Genomic DNA, 14,336 nt, shown 5'->3' with positions numbered 1-14,336 from the left:
GGGGTCGACGGGTCGAGGCCGACGGGTCGAGGCCGACAGGTCGAGGCCGACAGGTCGAGGCCGACAGGTCGAGGCCGACAGGTCGAGGCCGGTCAGGGGAGGAGCGGCGCCGGGGTCGTCGGCCAGGTCATGCGGATGAGGCCGCCGGACTCGCCGGCCGTGACCTCCACGTCGTCCACGAGGCCGCTGATGACCGCGAGGCCCATCTCGTCCTCGCCCTCCGCGTCGTCGCCGTCACCGAGCCCCGCACCGGGCGCCCGGTCACCAGGGGCCGCACGGGGCGCCTCGTCGCCGACTTCGATGGAGAACTGCTTCTCGTCCTCGATCAGCGCCACCCGCACCGGCTCCGTCACCCCGCTGCTCTGATGCAGCCCGACGGCGCGCGTGCAGGCCTCACCGACCGCGAGCCTGACCTCGTCGAGAACGGCCTCGTCCACTCCGGCCCTGCGCGCCACCGCGGCCGCCACGAGGCGGGCGGTCCTGACGTGCTCGGGCAGCGCGCTGAAGCGGAGTTCAACGGTGGCCATGCATCCCCCTCGACATACGCACGTGCTGTCAGGGGGCCGGGCCGCAGGCCCGGTCCCCTGCTGTACTGCCAACCCCGGGCCCAGGGCCCGGGAAGTCCGGCTTCCGGTCGACCGCCACTCAGTCGGTGGCCGCGACCGCTTCCTCGACCGAGGTGTGAATGGGGAACACCTTGGTCAGACCGGTGATGCGGAAAATCTTGAGAATGCGCTCCTGGTTGCAGACCAGGCGCAGCGAGCCCTCGTGGGCACGCACCCGCTTCAAGCCGCCGACCAGCACGCCGAGCCCGGTGGAGTCGAGGAAGTCCACGCCCTCCATGTCGACGACCAGATGAAAACTGCCGTCGTTCACCAGCTCGACCAACTGCTCGCGCAGCTTGGGCGCGGTATATACATCGATTTCGCCACCGACCTCGACGACCGTACGATCGCCGACGGTACGGGTCGACAGGGACAGGTCCACGGATCCTCCAGCACCTTGCTATCGAGCGGTCATCCCTCGGGACACCTCGGCAGAGCCCCCAGGACGGATCGCCAGCCGCGATGGCATTCAATCACTTACTGGTAGGCGAGCACGACGCCTTGGGACCATTGTCCATCCCACCAGTGACACACTCGATGCCGATGGCCAAAATTTCCTCTCCCGGAGGACCCTCTGCGGGCGCCCCGGCACGCACGTCCCCGCGGACCGTTCTTGACCGGCTCACCGCGGGGCCGAGCCGTGCATCGCGCGTCACTCATACGGAGCACTTGCCCCCACGTGAGGCCCGGTATGCAGTCTGGCCCGACCGCATCCGTCCCGAGGTCATATCCGCCGTCCGGGCCGCGGGCATCGAGCACCCCTGGGTCCATCAGGCACGGGCCGCCGAGCACGCCCTGGACGGCGAATCCGTGGTCGTCGCCACCGGCACCGCGTCCGGCAAGTCCCTGGCCTATCTCACCCCCGTGCTCTCCGCCCTCCTCGACGGCTCCGAAGCCCCCAACGGCCGCGGCACCACCGCCCTGTACCTCGCCCCGACCAAGGCCCTCGCCGCCGACCAGCGCCGGGCCGTCCGCGAGCTCGCCGGTCCGCTCGGCAAGGCGGTGCGCCCCGCCGTGTACGACGGCGACACCCCCTTCGAAGAACGCGAGTGGGTCCGCCAGTACGCCAATTACGTCCTGACCAACCCCGACATGCTGCACCGCGGGATACTCCCCTCCCACCCCCGCTGGTCCGCCTTCCTGCGCTCCCTGCGCTATGTCGTCATCGACGAGTGCCACACCTACCGCGGCGTCTTCGGCTCCCACGTCGCCCAGGTCCTGCGCCGACTGCGCCGCCTCTGCGCCCGCTACGGCTCCGAGCCCGTCTTCCTCCTCGCCTCCGCCACCTCCGCCGACCCCGCCGCGTCCGCGGAGCGCCTCACCGGTCTGCCCGTGCGGGAGGTCGCCGACGACGCCTCACCCCGCGGCGACCTCGTCTTCGCCCTCTGGGAGCCCCCTCTCACCGAACTCCACGGGGAGAAGGGCGCCCCCGTCCGGCGCACCGCCACCGCCGAGACCGCGGACCTGCTCACCGATCTCACCGTCCAAGGCGTCCGCTCCGTCGCCTTCGTACGCTCCCGGCGCGGCGCCGAACTGATCTCGGTCATCGCTCAGGAACGCCTCGCCGAAGTCGACCGCTCCCTCGCCCGGCGCGTAGCCGCCTACCGCGGCGGCTACCTCCCCGAAGAACGCCGCGCCCTGGAGCGCGCCCTGCACTCCGGCGAGCTCCTCGGTCTCGCCGCGACCACCGCCCTCGAACTCGGCGTGGACGTCTCGGGGTTGGACGCCGTCATCATCGCCGGTTACCCGGGCACGCGGGCCTCGCTCTGGCAGCAGGCCGGGCGCGCGGGGCGGTCGGGCCAGGGCGCCCTGGCCGTCCTCGTCGCCCGCGACGATCCGCTGGACACCTACCTCGTCCACCACCCCGAAGCGCTGTTCCGACAGCCCGTGGAGTCGACCGTCCTCGACCCCGACAATCCGTACGTCCTCGCCCCCCACCTCTGCGCCGCCGCCTCAGAACTCCCCTTGGTCGACGAGGACTTCGCGCTCTTCGGCCCCACCACCGAGGAACTCCTCCCCCAGCTCGAGGCCGCGAAGCTGCTCCGTCGCCGTACGAGGGCCTGGCACTGGACCCGCCGGGAACGGGCCGCCGACCTCACCGACATCCGCGGCGAGGGCGGAAAGCCCGTCCAGATCGTCGAGGAGGGCACGGGCCGGCTGCTCGGCACGGTCGACGCGTCCGCGGCCCACACCACCGTCCACGAAGGCGCCGTCCACCTCCATCAGGGGCTCACGTATCTCGTGCGCCACCTCGACCTGGAGGACTCGGTGGCCCTGGTCGAAGAGGCCGTGCCGCCCTACTCCACGACCGCGCGCGACACCACGGCGATCTCCATCCTGGAAACGGACACCGAGGTCCCCTGGGGCGCCGGGCGCCTCTGTTACGGCTCCGTCGAAGTCACCAACCAAGTCGTCTCCTTCCTGCGTCGCAAACTCATCACCGGCGAGGTGCTCGGCGAGACGAAGCTCGACCTCCCTCCCCGCACGCTCCGCACACGAGCCGTGTGGTGGACGGTGACCGAGGACCAACTGGACGCCGCCCGCGTCAATCCTGAGATCCTCGGCGGCGCGCTGCACGCCGCCGAGCACGCGTCCATCGGCATGCTGCCGCTGTTCGCCACGTGCGACCGCTGGGACATCGGCGGCCTCTCCGTGCCACTGCATCCGGACACGCTCCTCCCCACGGTCTTCGTGTACGACGGCCACCCCGGCGGGGCGGGCTTCGCCGAGCGCGCCTTCCACACCGCGCGTGAGTGGCTGACGGCCACGCGCCAGGCCATCGCCTCCTGCGAGTGCGAGGCGGGCTGCCCCTCGTGTATCCAGTCCCCCAAGTGCGGCAACGGCAACGACCCTCTGCACAAGCGGGGGGCGGTACGGCTGCTTTCGGTCTTGCTCAGCGAGGCAGGGGCGGGGCCGGAGGCTCAGCCGTAGCCGTAGCCGTAGGCGGCTGTGCTTGGGCTGGGCTTTGGGCGACTGCCGGTCGGCGGGGGCTGACTCCTACTCCCGCTGTACGTCGCCGGGCGAACGGGTGGCTGGCGAACGGGTGGGTGGCGAGCGGGTGGGTGGCGAGCGGGTGGGTGGGGGAACTCCGCCCGCCACGCGGCGGCCCTGTCCGGGCGGCGAACCCTGTTCGGGCCGGGAACCCTGTTCGGGCCGGGAAGGCGCCGAGGGCAGGAAGGCGTGCCGCCCCCGTACAGCCAGAGGCCCCCGCACCCGCGCCGAGCGTGGATCCCCCGGGCCCGCCCGGGACCTCACCGTGGCGGAGAAAAGGCCGACCGAAGAGGCGGCCGTGACCTCGGAGACCTGTCCGCGCAGCACGCACCGCACCACCCGCGCCCCCTGCTCCGCAGCCACCCGCTCGGCTCCCTCACACGCATGGGAGGGACCCGCCGCCCACCGATCCGCCGCGGCCAGCGCCGCCAGATCCGCCGCACCACCCGCCCGGTGCCGGGCCACGACGACCTGCGCCATCGCGAGCACCGCGCCGCAGACCACGCCGAGCACGGCCATCACGACGACCACCCACACGGTGGCGGCCCCTCGGTCCCGGACCTCCCCGCGCCACCTACCGGTCCTCATCCGTCCACCCCCACCGTCTCCTCCGCCAACGCCACCGCCTCGGACCGCAGCCGCAGCCCCAGGCCCAACACCGCCGGGCCCGGCGGAGCCGCCACCACCTCGACCCGCACCAGATCGCCCTCGCGCCGCACGGAGACGCTCGCCCCGCGCGGGGCCGCCCGGCGAGCCGCCGCCACGGCCAGTCCCTCGGGGTCCTGCCGGGCCGCGGCCCGGGCTCCGGCCCGAGCCGCGTCCACACACTGGATCTGCGCGGATGCCGCAAGCAGCGTCCAGATCAGCGCCATGGTGAACAGCACCAGCGTCGGCAGCACCACAGCCGCCTCCGCCGTCACGAACCCCCGGTCAGACCGGTCAGAGAAGGCCGAACGACCCCGGAAGCGGGCGCTCCGAAACCTCTGCCCATCTTCAGAACGGGACATCGAGGGCCTTCTCCACGACCGCTTGCAGCGCCGCCCTGACCTGCCCGCTCGTCACCACTTTGTAGAGCAACCCGGCGAAGCCCACCGCCGCGATCAGACCCATCGCGTACTCGGACGTGACCATCCCCGCGTCCTCGCCCAACGAGCCGGCCCACCGCCTCAGCCCGCGCGTCGCCTTCTCCCGCATCCTCTTCCCCCGCACTCCGACCTCCTTGAGAATTACCGCTGTTACCCGCCAGCTGTTACTGGCCGACTGCTACTGGACCCCTGTTGCTGGGCCCCTGTTGCTGGACCCCTGTTGCTGGACACCGCTCCCGCTCAGCCCGTCTTCAACAACCCCTCCGCCATCCCGATCACCACCGGCAGCACCCCGACCGCGACGAACGCCGGCAAGAAGCACAGGCCCACGGGCGCCGTCATCAGGACCGCCGCCCGGCGCGCCCCAGCCGTCGCCGTACGGCCCCGCTCTGCCCTGGCGTCCGCGGCGAGGCGGGCCACAGGCGCCGCGGCCGGTGCCCCGGACTCGCCGGCCCGCTCCAGGAGCCGGGCCAGCGGAGCGGCGCCCGGCAGCGCACCCAACTGGCGCCAGGCGTTGGCCGGTTCGCCACCCAGCCGTACCTCCGCCGCCCCGCGCGCCAGTCGCGCACCGACCGGTCCCCGCAGGGACTCGCCCACCGCGTGAGCAGCCGCCACCGGACTCGCCCCCGCAGCCACGCATGCCGCCAATAGGTCGGCTGCCAGCGGGAGTTGCCTGGACGCTTCGGCTGCGCCGTTCTCCCCATCCGAGCCGCCGTCCGAGCCGTGCGGGGAAGCGCGGGTCCGTTGATTGCGGCGCCATACGCCGTAGCCGACCACCGCTCCGGCCAGCAGGCCCGGGACCCCGCCCACCAGGGCGTAGGCGGCGCTCGCCGTACCGGCCGTCAGCAGCCAGTGCTGCGTCCCGGGCCAGCGGCTCGGATGCCGCGATCGGCGACGTGTGCGCGGCCCTTCCAGGCGTGTGCGCGGCCCTTCCCTGCGCAGCGTGCGTCCCGCTCGCCGACGCAGTCTCCGCTCACGTCGTACGGCCAGCACCGTCAGCGCCAGCCAGAGCACGGCCGCCGCATCCCACACGGCCACCCCCAGGCTGTGGACAACGTTCATCGCTCCTCCGCCCCTCGTACGATCCGCAGCGCCCACCACGCCCCGATGGACTCCAGCGCTCCGCCTGCCGCCAGGCACACCAGCCCCGGCCCCGTGTGGAACAGCACCCGCAGCGGCTGTGCTCCCAGGGCGCTGCCCATCAGGAGCCCCAGGGCGGGCAGCCCCGCGAGCATCACGGCGGTCGACCGGGCGCCCGCCAACTGGGCTCGCAGGTCGGCGCGTTGGTCGCGCTCCGCGCGAAGTGCTCCCTCCAGCCGTTCGAGCCCCGCGGCCAGCCCCGCGCCGCGGTCCACCGCCACCCGCCAGCACGCCGCGAGCCCGAGCAGGCCTTCCGCACCGGGATCCCGGGCCGCTTCTCGCAGCGCCCCCGGCACGTCACCGCCGAACCGCGCCGCCGCAAGGACCGCGCTACGGGCCGCACCGGCGCCCCCCTCACCCGAGTCGGCCTCGTCGAGCGCCAGCCGCAGCGCCTCTCCGGGTTGCCGACCCGCCCGTACCTCTCCCGCGAGCTCCCCGCACAGGGCGATCACCGCATCGCCGCGCCGCTGCCGTTCCCTGCGCGCGTCACGGGCTCGTCGCACGCGCGCTGCCAACGGCACCCCTGCCGCGCCCACTGCCAGCGGCACCACGGACTGCGCCAGGAGCGCGGCCGCCGACCCGGCCGCCAGGCACCACCATGCGTGGCGGGGCCGGGCCCATGCCTGCACCCGGCGCCAAGGCGAGGTTCGACTAGTCCGCTGGTCGTCCGGCCCGAGCAGTGACCGCAGCCGCCGGGCCTCCTGGTTCCGTAGAGCCATCAGCCAGGCCGCGCCGCCCGCGCACAGCGCCGCCGCCCACATCGAGGGGGTCACGGGGCACCGCCCCAGGCCCCGTCCGCGAGCAGGGAGCTCAGTCGCTCCCAGCCCGGCTCCCGGGTGAAGGCCGCCCCGCCCCATCGCAGCGCCGGTACCGTCACCACCAGGCCGGTCTCGGTCCGCTCCAGGACGTGCACCTCGGCGATACGGCGGCGGCCCGCCCTGTCGCGCACGAGATGGATCACCACGGACAGCGCGGCCGCCAACTGGCTGTGCAGGGCCGCCCGGTCGAGCCCCGCAGCCGTCCCCAGTGCCTCCAGGCGGGCAGGAACATCCCCCGCGGCGTTGGCATGGACCGTGCCGCAGCCGCCCTCGTGCCCGGTGTTCAGCGCGGCCAGCAGATGCACCACCTCCGCGCCCCGCACCTCGCCGACGACGAGCCGGTCGGGCCGCATCCGCAGCGCCTGCCGCACCAGGTCGTCCAGGCCGACGAGGCCTGCCCCCTCCTGGTTCGCGGGCCTGGACTCCAGACGCACCACGTGGGGGTGCGCGGGCCGCAACTCCGCCGAGTCCTCGGCGAGAACGATGCGCTCGTCGGGGCCGACCAGTCCCAGCAGCGCGCTCAGCAGGGTCGTCTTGCCGCTGCCGGTGCCCCCACTGATCAGGAAGGACAGCCTGGCGTCGAGCAGGGCCCGCAGGAAACGGTCGCCGCCGGGCGGGACCGTCCCCGCGGCGACCAGTTCCGCCAGGGTGAACGCCCTGGGCCGCACGACCCGCAGGGAGAGGCAGGTCGAGCCCACGGCCACCGGTGACAGCACCGCGTGCAGCCGGGTGCCGTCCGGGAGGCGTGCGTCCACCCAGGGCCTCGCGTCGTCGAGGCGTCGGCCCGCCACGGCCGCGAGTCGCTGCGCGAGCCGTCGCACCGCGGCCGCGTCCCGGAACGTGACGCCCGTGAGCTCCAGGCCACCGCCCCGGTCCACCCACACCCGGTCGGGTGCGGAGACCAGCACGTCGGTCACCGAGTCGTCCGCGAGCAGGGGCTCCAAGGGCCCCGTCCCGACCAGCTCCGAGCGCAGTTGGGCGGCCGCGCCGAGGACTTCGGTGTCCCCGAGCACCCGCCCCTGGGCGCGCAGCGCCTCGGCGACCCGGGCCGGCGTGGGCTCCGTGCCGTTCTCCGCGAGCCACTGGCGGACCCCGTCCAGCATCCGGGCCCCGACCACCGCACTCATACGCCCACCCCCGTCGCGTCGACCGACGACTGGCTCCGGAAAGCCCGCTCCGTGCCGTTCTCCGCAAGCCATTGACGGACCCCGTCCAGCATCCGGGCCCCGACCACCGCACTCATACGCCCACCCCCGCGGTCTCGACCGGCAGCCGGTCCCAGAAGGCCGTGCAGAATCGCGCCAGCGGCCCGCGCGCCGCTCCCCCGGGTGGCGTCCCCGCTGCCTGCACCGACGACAGTCCGGCCTCCCAGGGCACTTCGCCGGCCAGCGGAAGGCCCAGCAGGCGCGCGACCTCCTCGGGGTCGAGACCAACGGGTCCCGATGTCGCCGCGCCGGGCGAGACGAGCACCCGCAGGTCCCGCAGCGCCATGCCCGCCGCCGAGGCCACCCGGCGGGCGCCCGCCACCGCCCGCAGCTCCGCGGGCACCACCAGGAGGCCGAGGTCGACCTGCGCGAGCGCCTCGGCGACTGCCTCGTCCACCCGGCGGGGCAGGTCCACGACCACCACACCGCTGCGCCTGCGGGCGGCCGCGACGACCGCGCGCACGGCCTCCGGAGCGACCGTGACCGCTTCTCCCCGGTCCCAGCTCAGGACGCGCAGCGCATGCAGTTCCGGAAGCGATTCCTCCAGTGCTCCACCGCCGACCCTGCCCTGCGAGGCGGCAAAGGCCGGCCAGCGGAGTCCGTCGGCGCTCTCACCGCCCAGGAGTACGTCGAGGCCGCCGCCCAGCGGGTCCGCGTCGATGAGCATCGTGCGGCGCCCGGCCCGCGCCGCCGTGACCGCAAGGGCGCAGGCCAGCGTGGAGGCCCCGGCGCCACCGCGCCCGCCGATGACGCCGACGGTCAGCGCGGGCCGCCCCACGCCCTCCACCACGTCGGCGATGCGGTCCACGAGCCACTGCTCGCCATCGGGCAGGAGCAGCACCTGGTCGGCGCCGATCTCCACCGCCCGCCGCCAGACGTCCGGATCATCCTGGTCCCGCCCGACCAGCACGACCCCACGCCGTCGCGCGGCCCCGCGGACCCGGTCCGCCGCGTCGTCCCCGACCAGGACGAGCGGGGCCGAGTCCCAGCTCTCCCTCCGCGAGGGCCCTCCGTGGTGCACCTCCGGCAGCGCTCCGGCCGCGGCACACAGCCGCAGCAGGTCGTCCAGCAGCTCCACGTCCTCCGTGACGATCAGCGGTCCGCCCTGCCGTCCGTCGGCCGGCGCGGTCCCGTCACGCGAAATGACTCCACCCACGATCTCCATCCCCCTCACACCGCTAGCCCCTTGTGAATGCCGCGTCCCCGCCTCCGCGAAGAGCCGGCACAAAGCAATCCGGCCCTGGACTTCGCGAGTGGAACGGGCGGAATCAGCGTGCAGCGGTGTCGAAAATGGTGTGGATCTTGGTCAATAACTGTGGACAAGGCGGTGCCTGTGAATATCCCGCTCACCCATACCAGTGACATCTCACGGACTTCGGGGCGACTTTCACAGAGCAGCGCCACGACTACACACAGTGACGGATCTTGGGCAGCCCGAGCGGCGGTCGAGATGGCGACGAGGATCGCTCAAGGACTGGAAGAGGATCAGCGGAGGGTTCAAAAACCCATCCGGACATGCGACGACCCCCGCCGGGGGGGAGAGCGGGGGTCGTCCCCACGGTCCGACTCGGGGGGGGAGGAGCCAGACCGGGTTAGCACGGTCGCGAACGATCCGTGACTTCCATGGTGTACCCGAGAGCCTTCTCAGGCAAACCCACGCGCCTCAGCTTACGCCGAATGGTGGGCACCTATGCTCGGCCTCGTGGAAAACCACTCCCTGCCTCGGACTGCCGCGTTCTTTGACCTGGACAAGACGGTCATTGCGAAGTCGAGCACGCTCACCTTCAGCAAGTCGTTCTACCAAGGCGGCCTGATCAACCGCAGAGCGGTACTGCGCACCGCGTACGCGCAGTTCGTCTTCCTCGCGGGCGGCGCGGACCACGACCAGATGGAGCGGATGCGCGAGTACCTCTCGGCGCTGTGCCGCGGCTGGAACGTCCAGCAGGTCAAGGAGATCGTCGCCGAGACCCTGCACGACCTGATCGACCCGATCATCTACGACGAGGCCGCCTCCCTCATCGAGGAGCACCACACGGCGGGCCGCGACGTCGTCATCGTCTCCACGTCGGGCGCCGAGGTCGTCGAGCCGATCGGTGAACTCCTCGGTGCGGACCGGGTGGTCGCGACCCGGATGGTGGTCGGGGACGATGGGTGTTTCACGGGTGAGGTGGAGTACTACGCGTACGGACCCACCAAGGCGGAGGCCATCAAGGAGCTCGCCCGGACGGAGGGGTACGACCTCGACCGCTGCTACGCCTACAGCGATTCGGCGACCGATCTGCCGATGCTGCAGTCGGTCGGCCACCCCTTCGTGGTCAACCCGGACCGCGCACTGCGCCGGGAGGCCACCACGCGCGCGTGGCCGGTCCTCGACTTCCACCGCCCGGTCCGCCTGAAGCAGCGCCTTCCCGCGCCGCGCCGTCCCGCCGTCGTGGCGGCTGCCGCCGTGGGCGCCGCGGCGGCCACGGCAGGCCTCGTCTGGTTCGCCAGCCGGCGCCGGGCGACGGCCGGCTGACCCGCGGCGCGGCGGACCGGCGGAACCGCGCGGAGGCCATGAGGGGACCGGCCGGAACCGCACAGAAGCCCGGCGCCCGATTCGCACCTGTTTGAACCTAAAAGTAAAGAAGTGCGGCCAGGGCTTCCGCTTACCCCAGGACTGGAGTACAAAGGAGTCAACGGCCCGCGAGACCAAGGACATCCGAGAGGATCACCTTTAAACGCAGTAAGGCCCCACGGACCGAAGCATGAACACCGAGCACCCACGCGACGTCGACCCGTCGATTACGGGCCAGCCGCACCAGGTGACGGGCAACGTCCCGACCTGATGGGCAAACTTCGAGGACGCTTGGTAACCCGGTGAACATGCCAGCGGCGGTACGGATTCCGTACCGCCGCAACCCTGTTCAGGGCCACCCCGTTCAGACCCTTTCTGGCTGCCGCCGCCAGCACCGCGTACCGCCCGTCGGCGCTCCTAGGCCGCGCCGCGCTGCAGCGCCTCACAGACCGCCGTGGACTCCCTGACACCGAGCTCCACCGCCTTGCCGCAGTGGGCGATCCAGGCAGCCATGCCCTCCGGCCGACCGGACGCGTAGCCGTCGAGGGCCGCCACGTAGGCCGCCCGCCCCAGCTCCCCGTACCCCGCCTCCGCCGGGCAGACCGACTTCGGGTCGAGACCGCTGCCCACCAGGACGATGCGCTCGGCGGCCCGCGCGACGAGACCGTTGTGCGAGCCGAAGGGACGCAGGCTGAGCAGCTCGCCGTGGACCACGGCCGCCGTCACGAGGGCCGGCGCCGAGCCGCCCGCGATGATCAACTGCGAGAGCCCTTCCAGGCGGCCCGCCACCTCGTCCGCGTCCGGCAGGGGAAGCTCGACGAGCGGTTCGTCGACGGGTTCGCCGGCCAGTCGCGGGCGGCCCGCCTCGTCGGTGGAGTCGGCCGCGGCGACCAGGTGCAGGCGCGCAAGGACCCGTAGCGGCGACTGCCGCCAGATGGACAGGAGTTGACCGGCCTCGGCGGTCAGCCGCAGGGCGGCGCCGACCGTGCGCGCCTCGCCGTCGCCGCTGAAGTCGCTGCGCCGACGCACCTCTTCGAGCGCCCAGTCGGCCCCGGAGAGCGCCGCGGAGCCGCGGGCACCTCGCAGCGCCGCCTCGGAAGTGATCTCGTTGCTGCGGCGCCGCATGATCCGGTGCCCGTAGACCCGGTCCACGGCCTTGCGCACGGAGTCCACGGAGTCGGCCACGCCCGGCAAGCCTCCGAGGGCCGCGAGCGGGTCTCCCATGCTCGAGCCAGACCCGGAGCTCGGGGAAGGATCAGCTGTCGTACTCATGAGTACGACCCTACGTACTCCCGGGCCGCCCTCCACGAAGGAGTGGTCTTCTTCACGCGGGTCGAGCACCCGTCGTGTTCGTGCCGCTACGCTTCGTGGTTATGAAAATCGCTTTCGTAGGGAAGGGCGGCAGCGGCAAGACCACGCTGTCCTCGCTCTTCATCCGCCACCTCGCCACCACCGGCGCCCCCGTCATCGCGGTGGACGCCGACATCAACCAGCACCTGGGGCCGGCCCTGGGCCTCGACGAGGCGGCGGCCGCCGAGCTGCCCGCTCTGGGCGCGCGGCTGCCCCTGATCAAGGACTACCTGCGGGGCTCCAATGCCCGGATCGCCTCCGCCGATACGATGATCAAGACGACGCCGCCCGGGGACGGCTCGCGGCTCCTGCGGCTGCGCGAGGACAACCCGGTGTACGAGGCGTGCGCCCGCACCGTGGAACTGGACGACGCCACCGTGCGTTTGATGGTCACCGGGCAGTTCACCGAAGCCGACCTCGGTGTCGCCTGCTACCACTCCAAGACGGGAGCGGTGGAGCTCTGCCTGAACCACCTGGTGGACGGCCGCGACGAGTATGCGGTCGTGGACATGACCGCAGGCTCGGACTCCTTCGCCTCCGGCATGTTCACGCGCTTCGACATGACGTTCCTGGTGGCCGAACCGACGAAGAAGGGGGTCTCCGTCTATCGCCAGTACAAGGAGTACGCACGGGACTTCGGCGTCAGCCTCGCCGTCGTCGGCAACAAGGTGCAGGGCCAGGACGACGTCGACTTCCTGCGCGAGCAGGTCGGCGACGACCTGCTCGTGACGGTCGGGCACTCGGACTGGGTGCGCGCCATGGAGAAGGGGCGCCCGCCGCGCTTCGAGCTCCTGGAGGACGACAACCGCCGCTCCCTGCAGGCGCTGCAGGACGCCGTCGACGCTTCGTACGAGCGACGGGACTGGGAGCGGTACACCCGTCAGATGGTCCACTTCCACCTGAAGAACGCGCAGAGCTGGGGCAACGAAAGGACCGGGGTCGACCTGGCTGCCCAGGTCGACCCCGACTTCGTACTGCGCGAGCGGCTGACCGCCACGGCCTGAGCAGGCCGCAGTACGCCCGCAGTACGCCCGCAGGGCGCTACTGCTTGCGGGCCGGAGCGCCCGGAACGCCCTTGGGGGCGGGCGCGGGCTGGGCGGAGAGGAACCTCGCCCAGCCCTCCTTCGGCGCCTTGCCGACCGGCAGCCCGGTCAGCTTCGCCAATGTCTTCGGGTCCTGCGCGTCGAGCCAGTCAGCGAGTTGGCGGAAGGAGACACAGCGCACGCCGGGCTTGTTGCACACCCGCTCGACGGTCTCCTCGATGGCCCGCATGTACGTGCCGCCGTTCCAGGACTCGAAGTGGTTTCCGATGATCAGCGGCGCACGATTGCCCTGGTAGGCACGCTTGAAGCCCTGGAGCAGGCCGTCCCGCATCTGGTCGCCCCAGTACTCGTGCATGGACGGGTCGCCGTGCGACGTCGAACCGGACTGGTTGACCATGAAGTTGTAGTCCATGGTCAGCGTCTCGAACTTGCGGCCGGGTACCGGGACGAGCTGCATCGACAGATCCCACAGCCCTTCCTTCTTCTTGGGCCAGACCTGGTTGTTGACGCCGCTGGTGTCGTAGCGGAAGCCGAGCTCGCGGGCTGCCCGCATGAAGTTCTTCTGCCCCTCGAGGCAGGGAGTGCGGGCCCCGACCAGTTCCTTGTCGTAGTCGAAGGGCAGCGGCTGCGTCTTCTTCAGGCCGGTGTTCGTCCTCCAGGCCTTCACAAAGGACTTGGCCTGCTTGATCTCGCTCTTCCAGTCCTTGACGGACCACTCCCCCACCCCGCGCCCGGCGCCGCAGAAGTGGCCGTTGAAGTGCGTGCCGACCTCGCTGCCCTCGAGCCAGGCGCCGCGGAGCTGGTCCACGGTGTCCTTGATTCCCTTGCGGTCGTTGAAGCCGATGTCCGAGCTGCCCGTCATGTGCTGCGGCGGCTTGTAGAGCCTGCGTTTGCCCTCCGGGAGCATGTACACGCCGCTCAGGAAGTACGTCATCCTGGCGTTGTTCCGCTTGGCGACCTTGCGGAAGTGGGAGAACAGCTTCTGGCTGTCCTCGCCCGCCCCGTCCCAGGAGAAGACCACGAACTGCGGTGGCTTCTGGCCCGGCTTCAGCCGGGCGGGCCGGGGCAGATGCGGCTGCTTCCCGGTGAAGGACGTGGAACCGTCGCCGATCATGCGGACGGGACTCTTGGGGGCTCCGGCCCCTTTTTTCGGGCCCTGGGCGCCTTTCTCGGCACCGGAGCCGCTGTCGGCACAGCCTGCCAGTACCGCTGCGCACGCCACGAGGGCGGTGAGGCGCGCGGCGTTCCTCCGGGTGGCGGCCATCTTCCGCCCACCTTCTTCCGTGCAAGTAGGGACAGAACGGCCACAACTTCACACGGAGCCCAAAATGTATTTATACGACAAGCCGATAAGATTTTTTATTCACTCATCAGAGTGATTAATTACTCCATTCGCACTGAAAAGCCTTTATGGCCCTTTACTCTGGATTACGATTCGTTTACCGAGAGTTGAGAAATCCCGCCGCTGCACGCCGTGACCCACGGCCGCGACCCGCCCTCCGGAGAACTCCGGGGGACCCCTTGTTCCGCGACCGCGCTGCCCCG

At 71.8% G+C, this 14,336-nt stretch carries 14 protein-coding genes; 3 read left to right on the top strand and 11 right to left on the bottom strand.

What is annotated here, in order from left to right; translation table 11 throughout:
• Positions 1-92: 92 nt before the first annotated feature.
• Positions 93-527, bottom strand: coding sequence for an ATP-binding protein (locus tag ABZ953_RS20280; protein ID WP_361725522.1), 435 nt, complete (start codon positions 525-527; stop codon positions 93-95).
• Between the two features lie 118 nt (positions 528-645).
• Positions 646-987, bottom strand: a complete 342-nt coding sequence (gene bldG / locus ABZ953_RS20275) for an anti-sigma factor antagonist BldG (RefSeq protein WP_003975386.1) — start codon at positions 985-987, stop codon at positions 646-648.
• Between the two features lie 80 nt (positions 988-1,067).
• On the opposite strand from bldG, the gene ABZ953_RS20270 reads away from it, so the two are divergent.
• A complete protein-coding gene (locus ABZ953_RS20270) occupies positions 1,068-3,536 on the top strand; it encodes a DEAD/DEAH box helicase (RefSeq protein ID WP_361725519.1) in 2,469 nt (822 codons plus the stop codon).
• 66 nt (positions 3,537-3,602) lie between these two features.
• Here the strand turns inward: ABZ953_RS20270 and ABZ953_RS20265 are convergent, their stop codons facing one another.
• The 7 genes from ABZ953_RS20265 to ssd all read right to left on the bottom strand — a co-directional run bounded on the left by ABZ953_RS20265 (position 3,603) and on the right by ssd (position 9,009).
• Positions 3,603-4,184 (bottom strand): Rv3654c family TadE-like protein, encoded by a 582-nt coding sequence (locus tag ABZ953_RS20265; RefSeq protein ID WP_361725516.1) that lies wholly within the window; start codon positions 4,182-4,184, stop codon positions 3,603-3,605.
• A complete protein-coding gene (locus tag ABZ953_RS20260; protein WP_361725513.1) occupies positions 4,181-4,516 on the bottom strand; it encodes a TadE family type IV pilus minor pilin in 336 nt (111 codons plus the stop codon). The genes ABZ953_RS20265 and ABZ953_RS20260 overlap by 4 nt, the downstream gene beginning before the upstream one ends.
• A 73-nt stretch (positions 4,517-4,589) precedes the next feature.
• Entirely contained in the window at positions 4,590-4,790 is a 201-nt protein-coding gene (locus ABZ953_RS20255) for a DUF4244 domain-containing protein (RefSeq protein WP_361725904.1), read from the bottom strand.
• Positions 4,791-4,921: 131 nt separating this feature from the next.
• Positions 4,922-5,743 carry a type II secretion system F family protein gene (locus ABZ953_RS20250; RefSeq protein WP_361725510.1) on the bottom strand — a complete coding sequence of 274 codons (822 nt, stop codon included), beginning with the start codon at positions 5,741-5,743 and terminating at the stop codon, positions 4,922-4,924.
• Positions 5,740-6,582 (bottom strand): type II secretion system F family protein, encoded by an 843-nt coding sequence (locus tag ABZ953_RS20245; protein ID WP_361725902.1) that lies wholly within the window; start codon positions 6,580-6,582, stop codon positions 5,740-5,742. Before ABZ953_RS20245 ends, ABZ953_RS20250 begins: the two co-directional genes overlap by 4 nt.
• An 8-nt stretch (positions 6,583-6,590) precedes the next feature.
• Positions 6,591-7,766 (bottom strand): TadA family conjugal transfer-associated ATPase, encoded by a 1,176-nt coding sequence (locus ABZ953_RS20240; RefSeq protein ID WP_361725507.1) that lies wholly within the window; start codon positions 7,764-7,766, stop codon positions 6,591-6,593.
• A 112-nt stretch (positions 7,767-7,878) separates the two neighbouring features.
• Positions 7,879-9,009, bottom strand: coding sequence for a septum site-determining protein Ssd (gene ssd / locus ABZ953_RS20235; RefSeq protein WP_361725505.1), 1,131 nt, complete (start codon positions 9,007-9,009; stop codon positions 7,879-7,881).
• A gap of 525 nt (positions 9,010-9,534) precedes the next feature.
• Between ssd and ABZ953_RS20230 the strand changes: the two genes are divergently transcribed.
• Complete coding sequence (locus ABZ953_RS20230) at positions 9,535-10,359, top strand: HAD-IB family hydrolase (RefSeq protein ID WP_361725502.1); 825 nt, start codon at positions 9,535-9,537, stop codon at positions 10,357-10,359.
• A 456-nt stretch (positions 10,360-10,815) separates the two neighbouring features.
• On the opposite strand, the gene ABZ953_RS20225 is transcribed toward ABZ953_RS20230, so the two are convergent.
• Entirely contained in the window at positions 10,816-11,670 is an 855-nt protein-coding gene (locus tag ABZ953_RS20225; protein ID WP_361725499.1) for an oxidoreductase, read from the bottom strand.
• A 101-nt stretch (positions 11,671-11,771) separates the two neighbouring features.
• Between ABZ953_RS20225 and ABZ953_RS20220 the strand changes: the two genes are divergently transcribed.
• Positions 11,772-12,752 carry an ATP-binding protein gene (locus ABZ953_RS20220; RefSeq protein ID WP_361725496.1) on the top strand — a complete coding sequence of 327 codons (981 nt, stop codon included), beginning with the start codon at positions 11,772-11,774 and terminating at the stop codon, positions 12,750-12,752.
• A gap of 37 nt (positions 12,753-12,789) precedes the next feature.
• On the opposite strand, the gene ABZ953_RS20215 is transcribed toward ABZ953_RS20220, so the two are convergent.
• Entirely contained in the window at positions 12,790-14,055 is a 1,266-nt protein-coding gene (locus ABZ953_RS20215; RefSeq protein WP_361725493.1) for a hypothetical protein, read from the bottom strand.
• Positions 14,056-14,336 lie beyond the last annotated feature (281 nt).

This window comes from Streptomyces sp. NPDC046465, assembly GCF_040646035.1.
Lineage (GTDB): Bacteria > Actinomycetota > Actinomycetes > Streptomycetales > Streptomycetaceae > Streptomyces.
The sequence above is the reverse complement of the archived record's forward strand: the minus strand, read 5'-3'. Positions and strand labels throughout refer to the sequence as shown.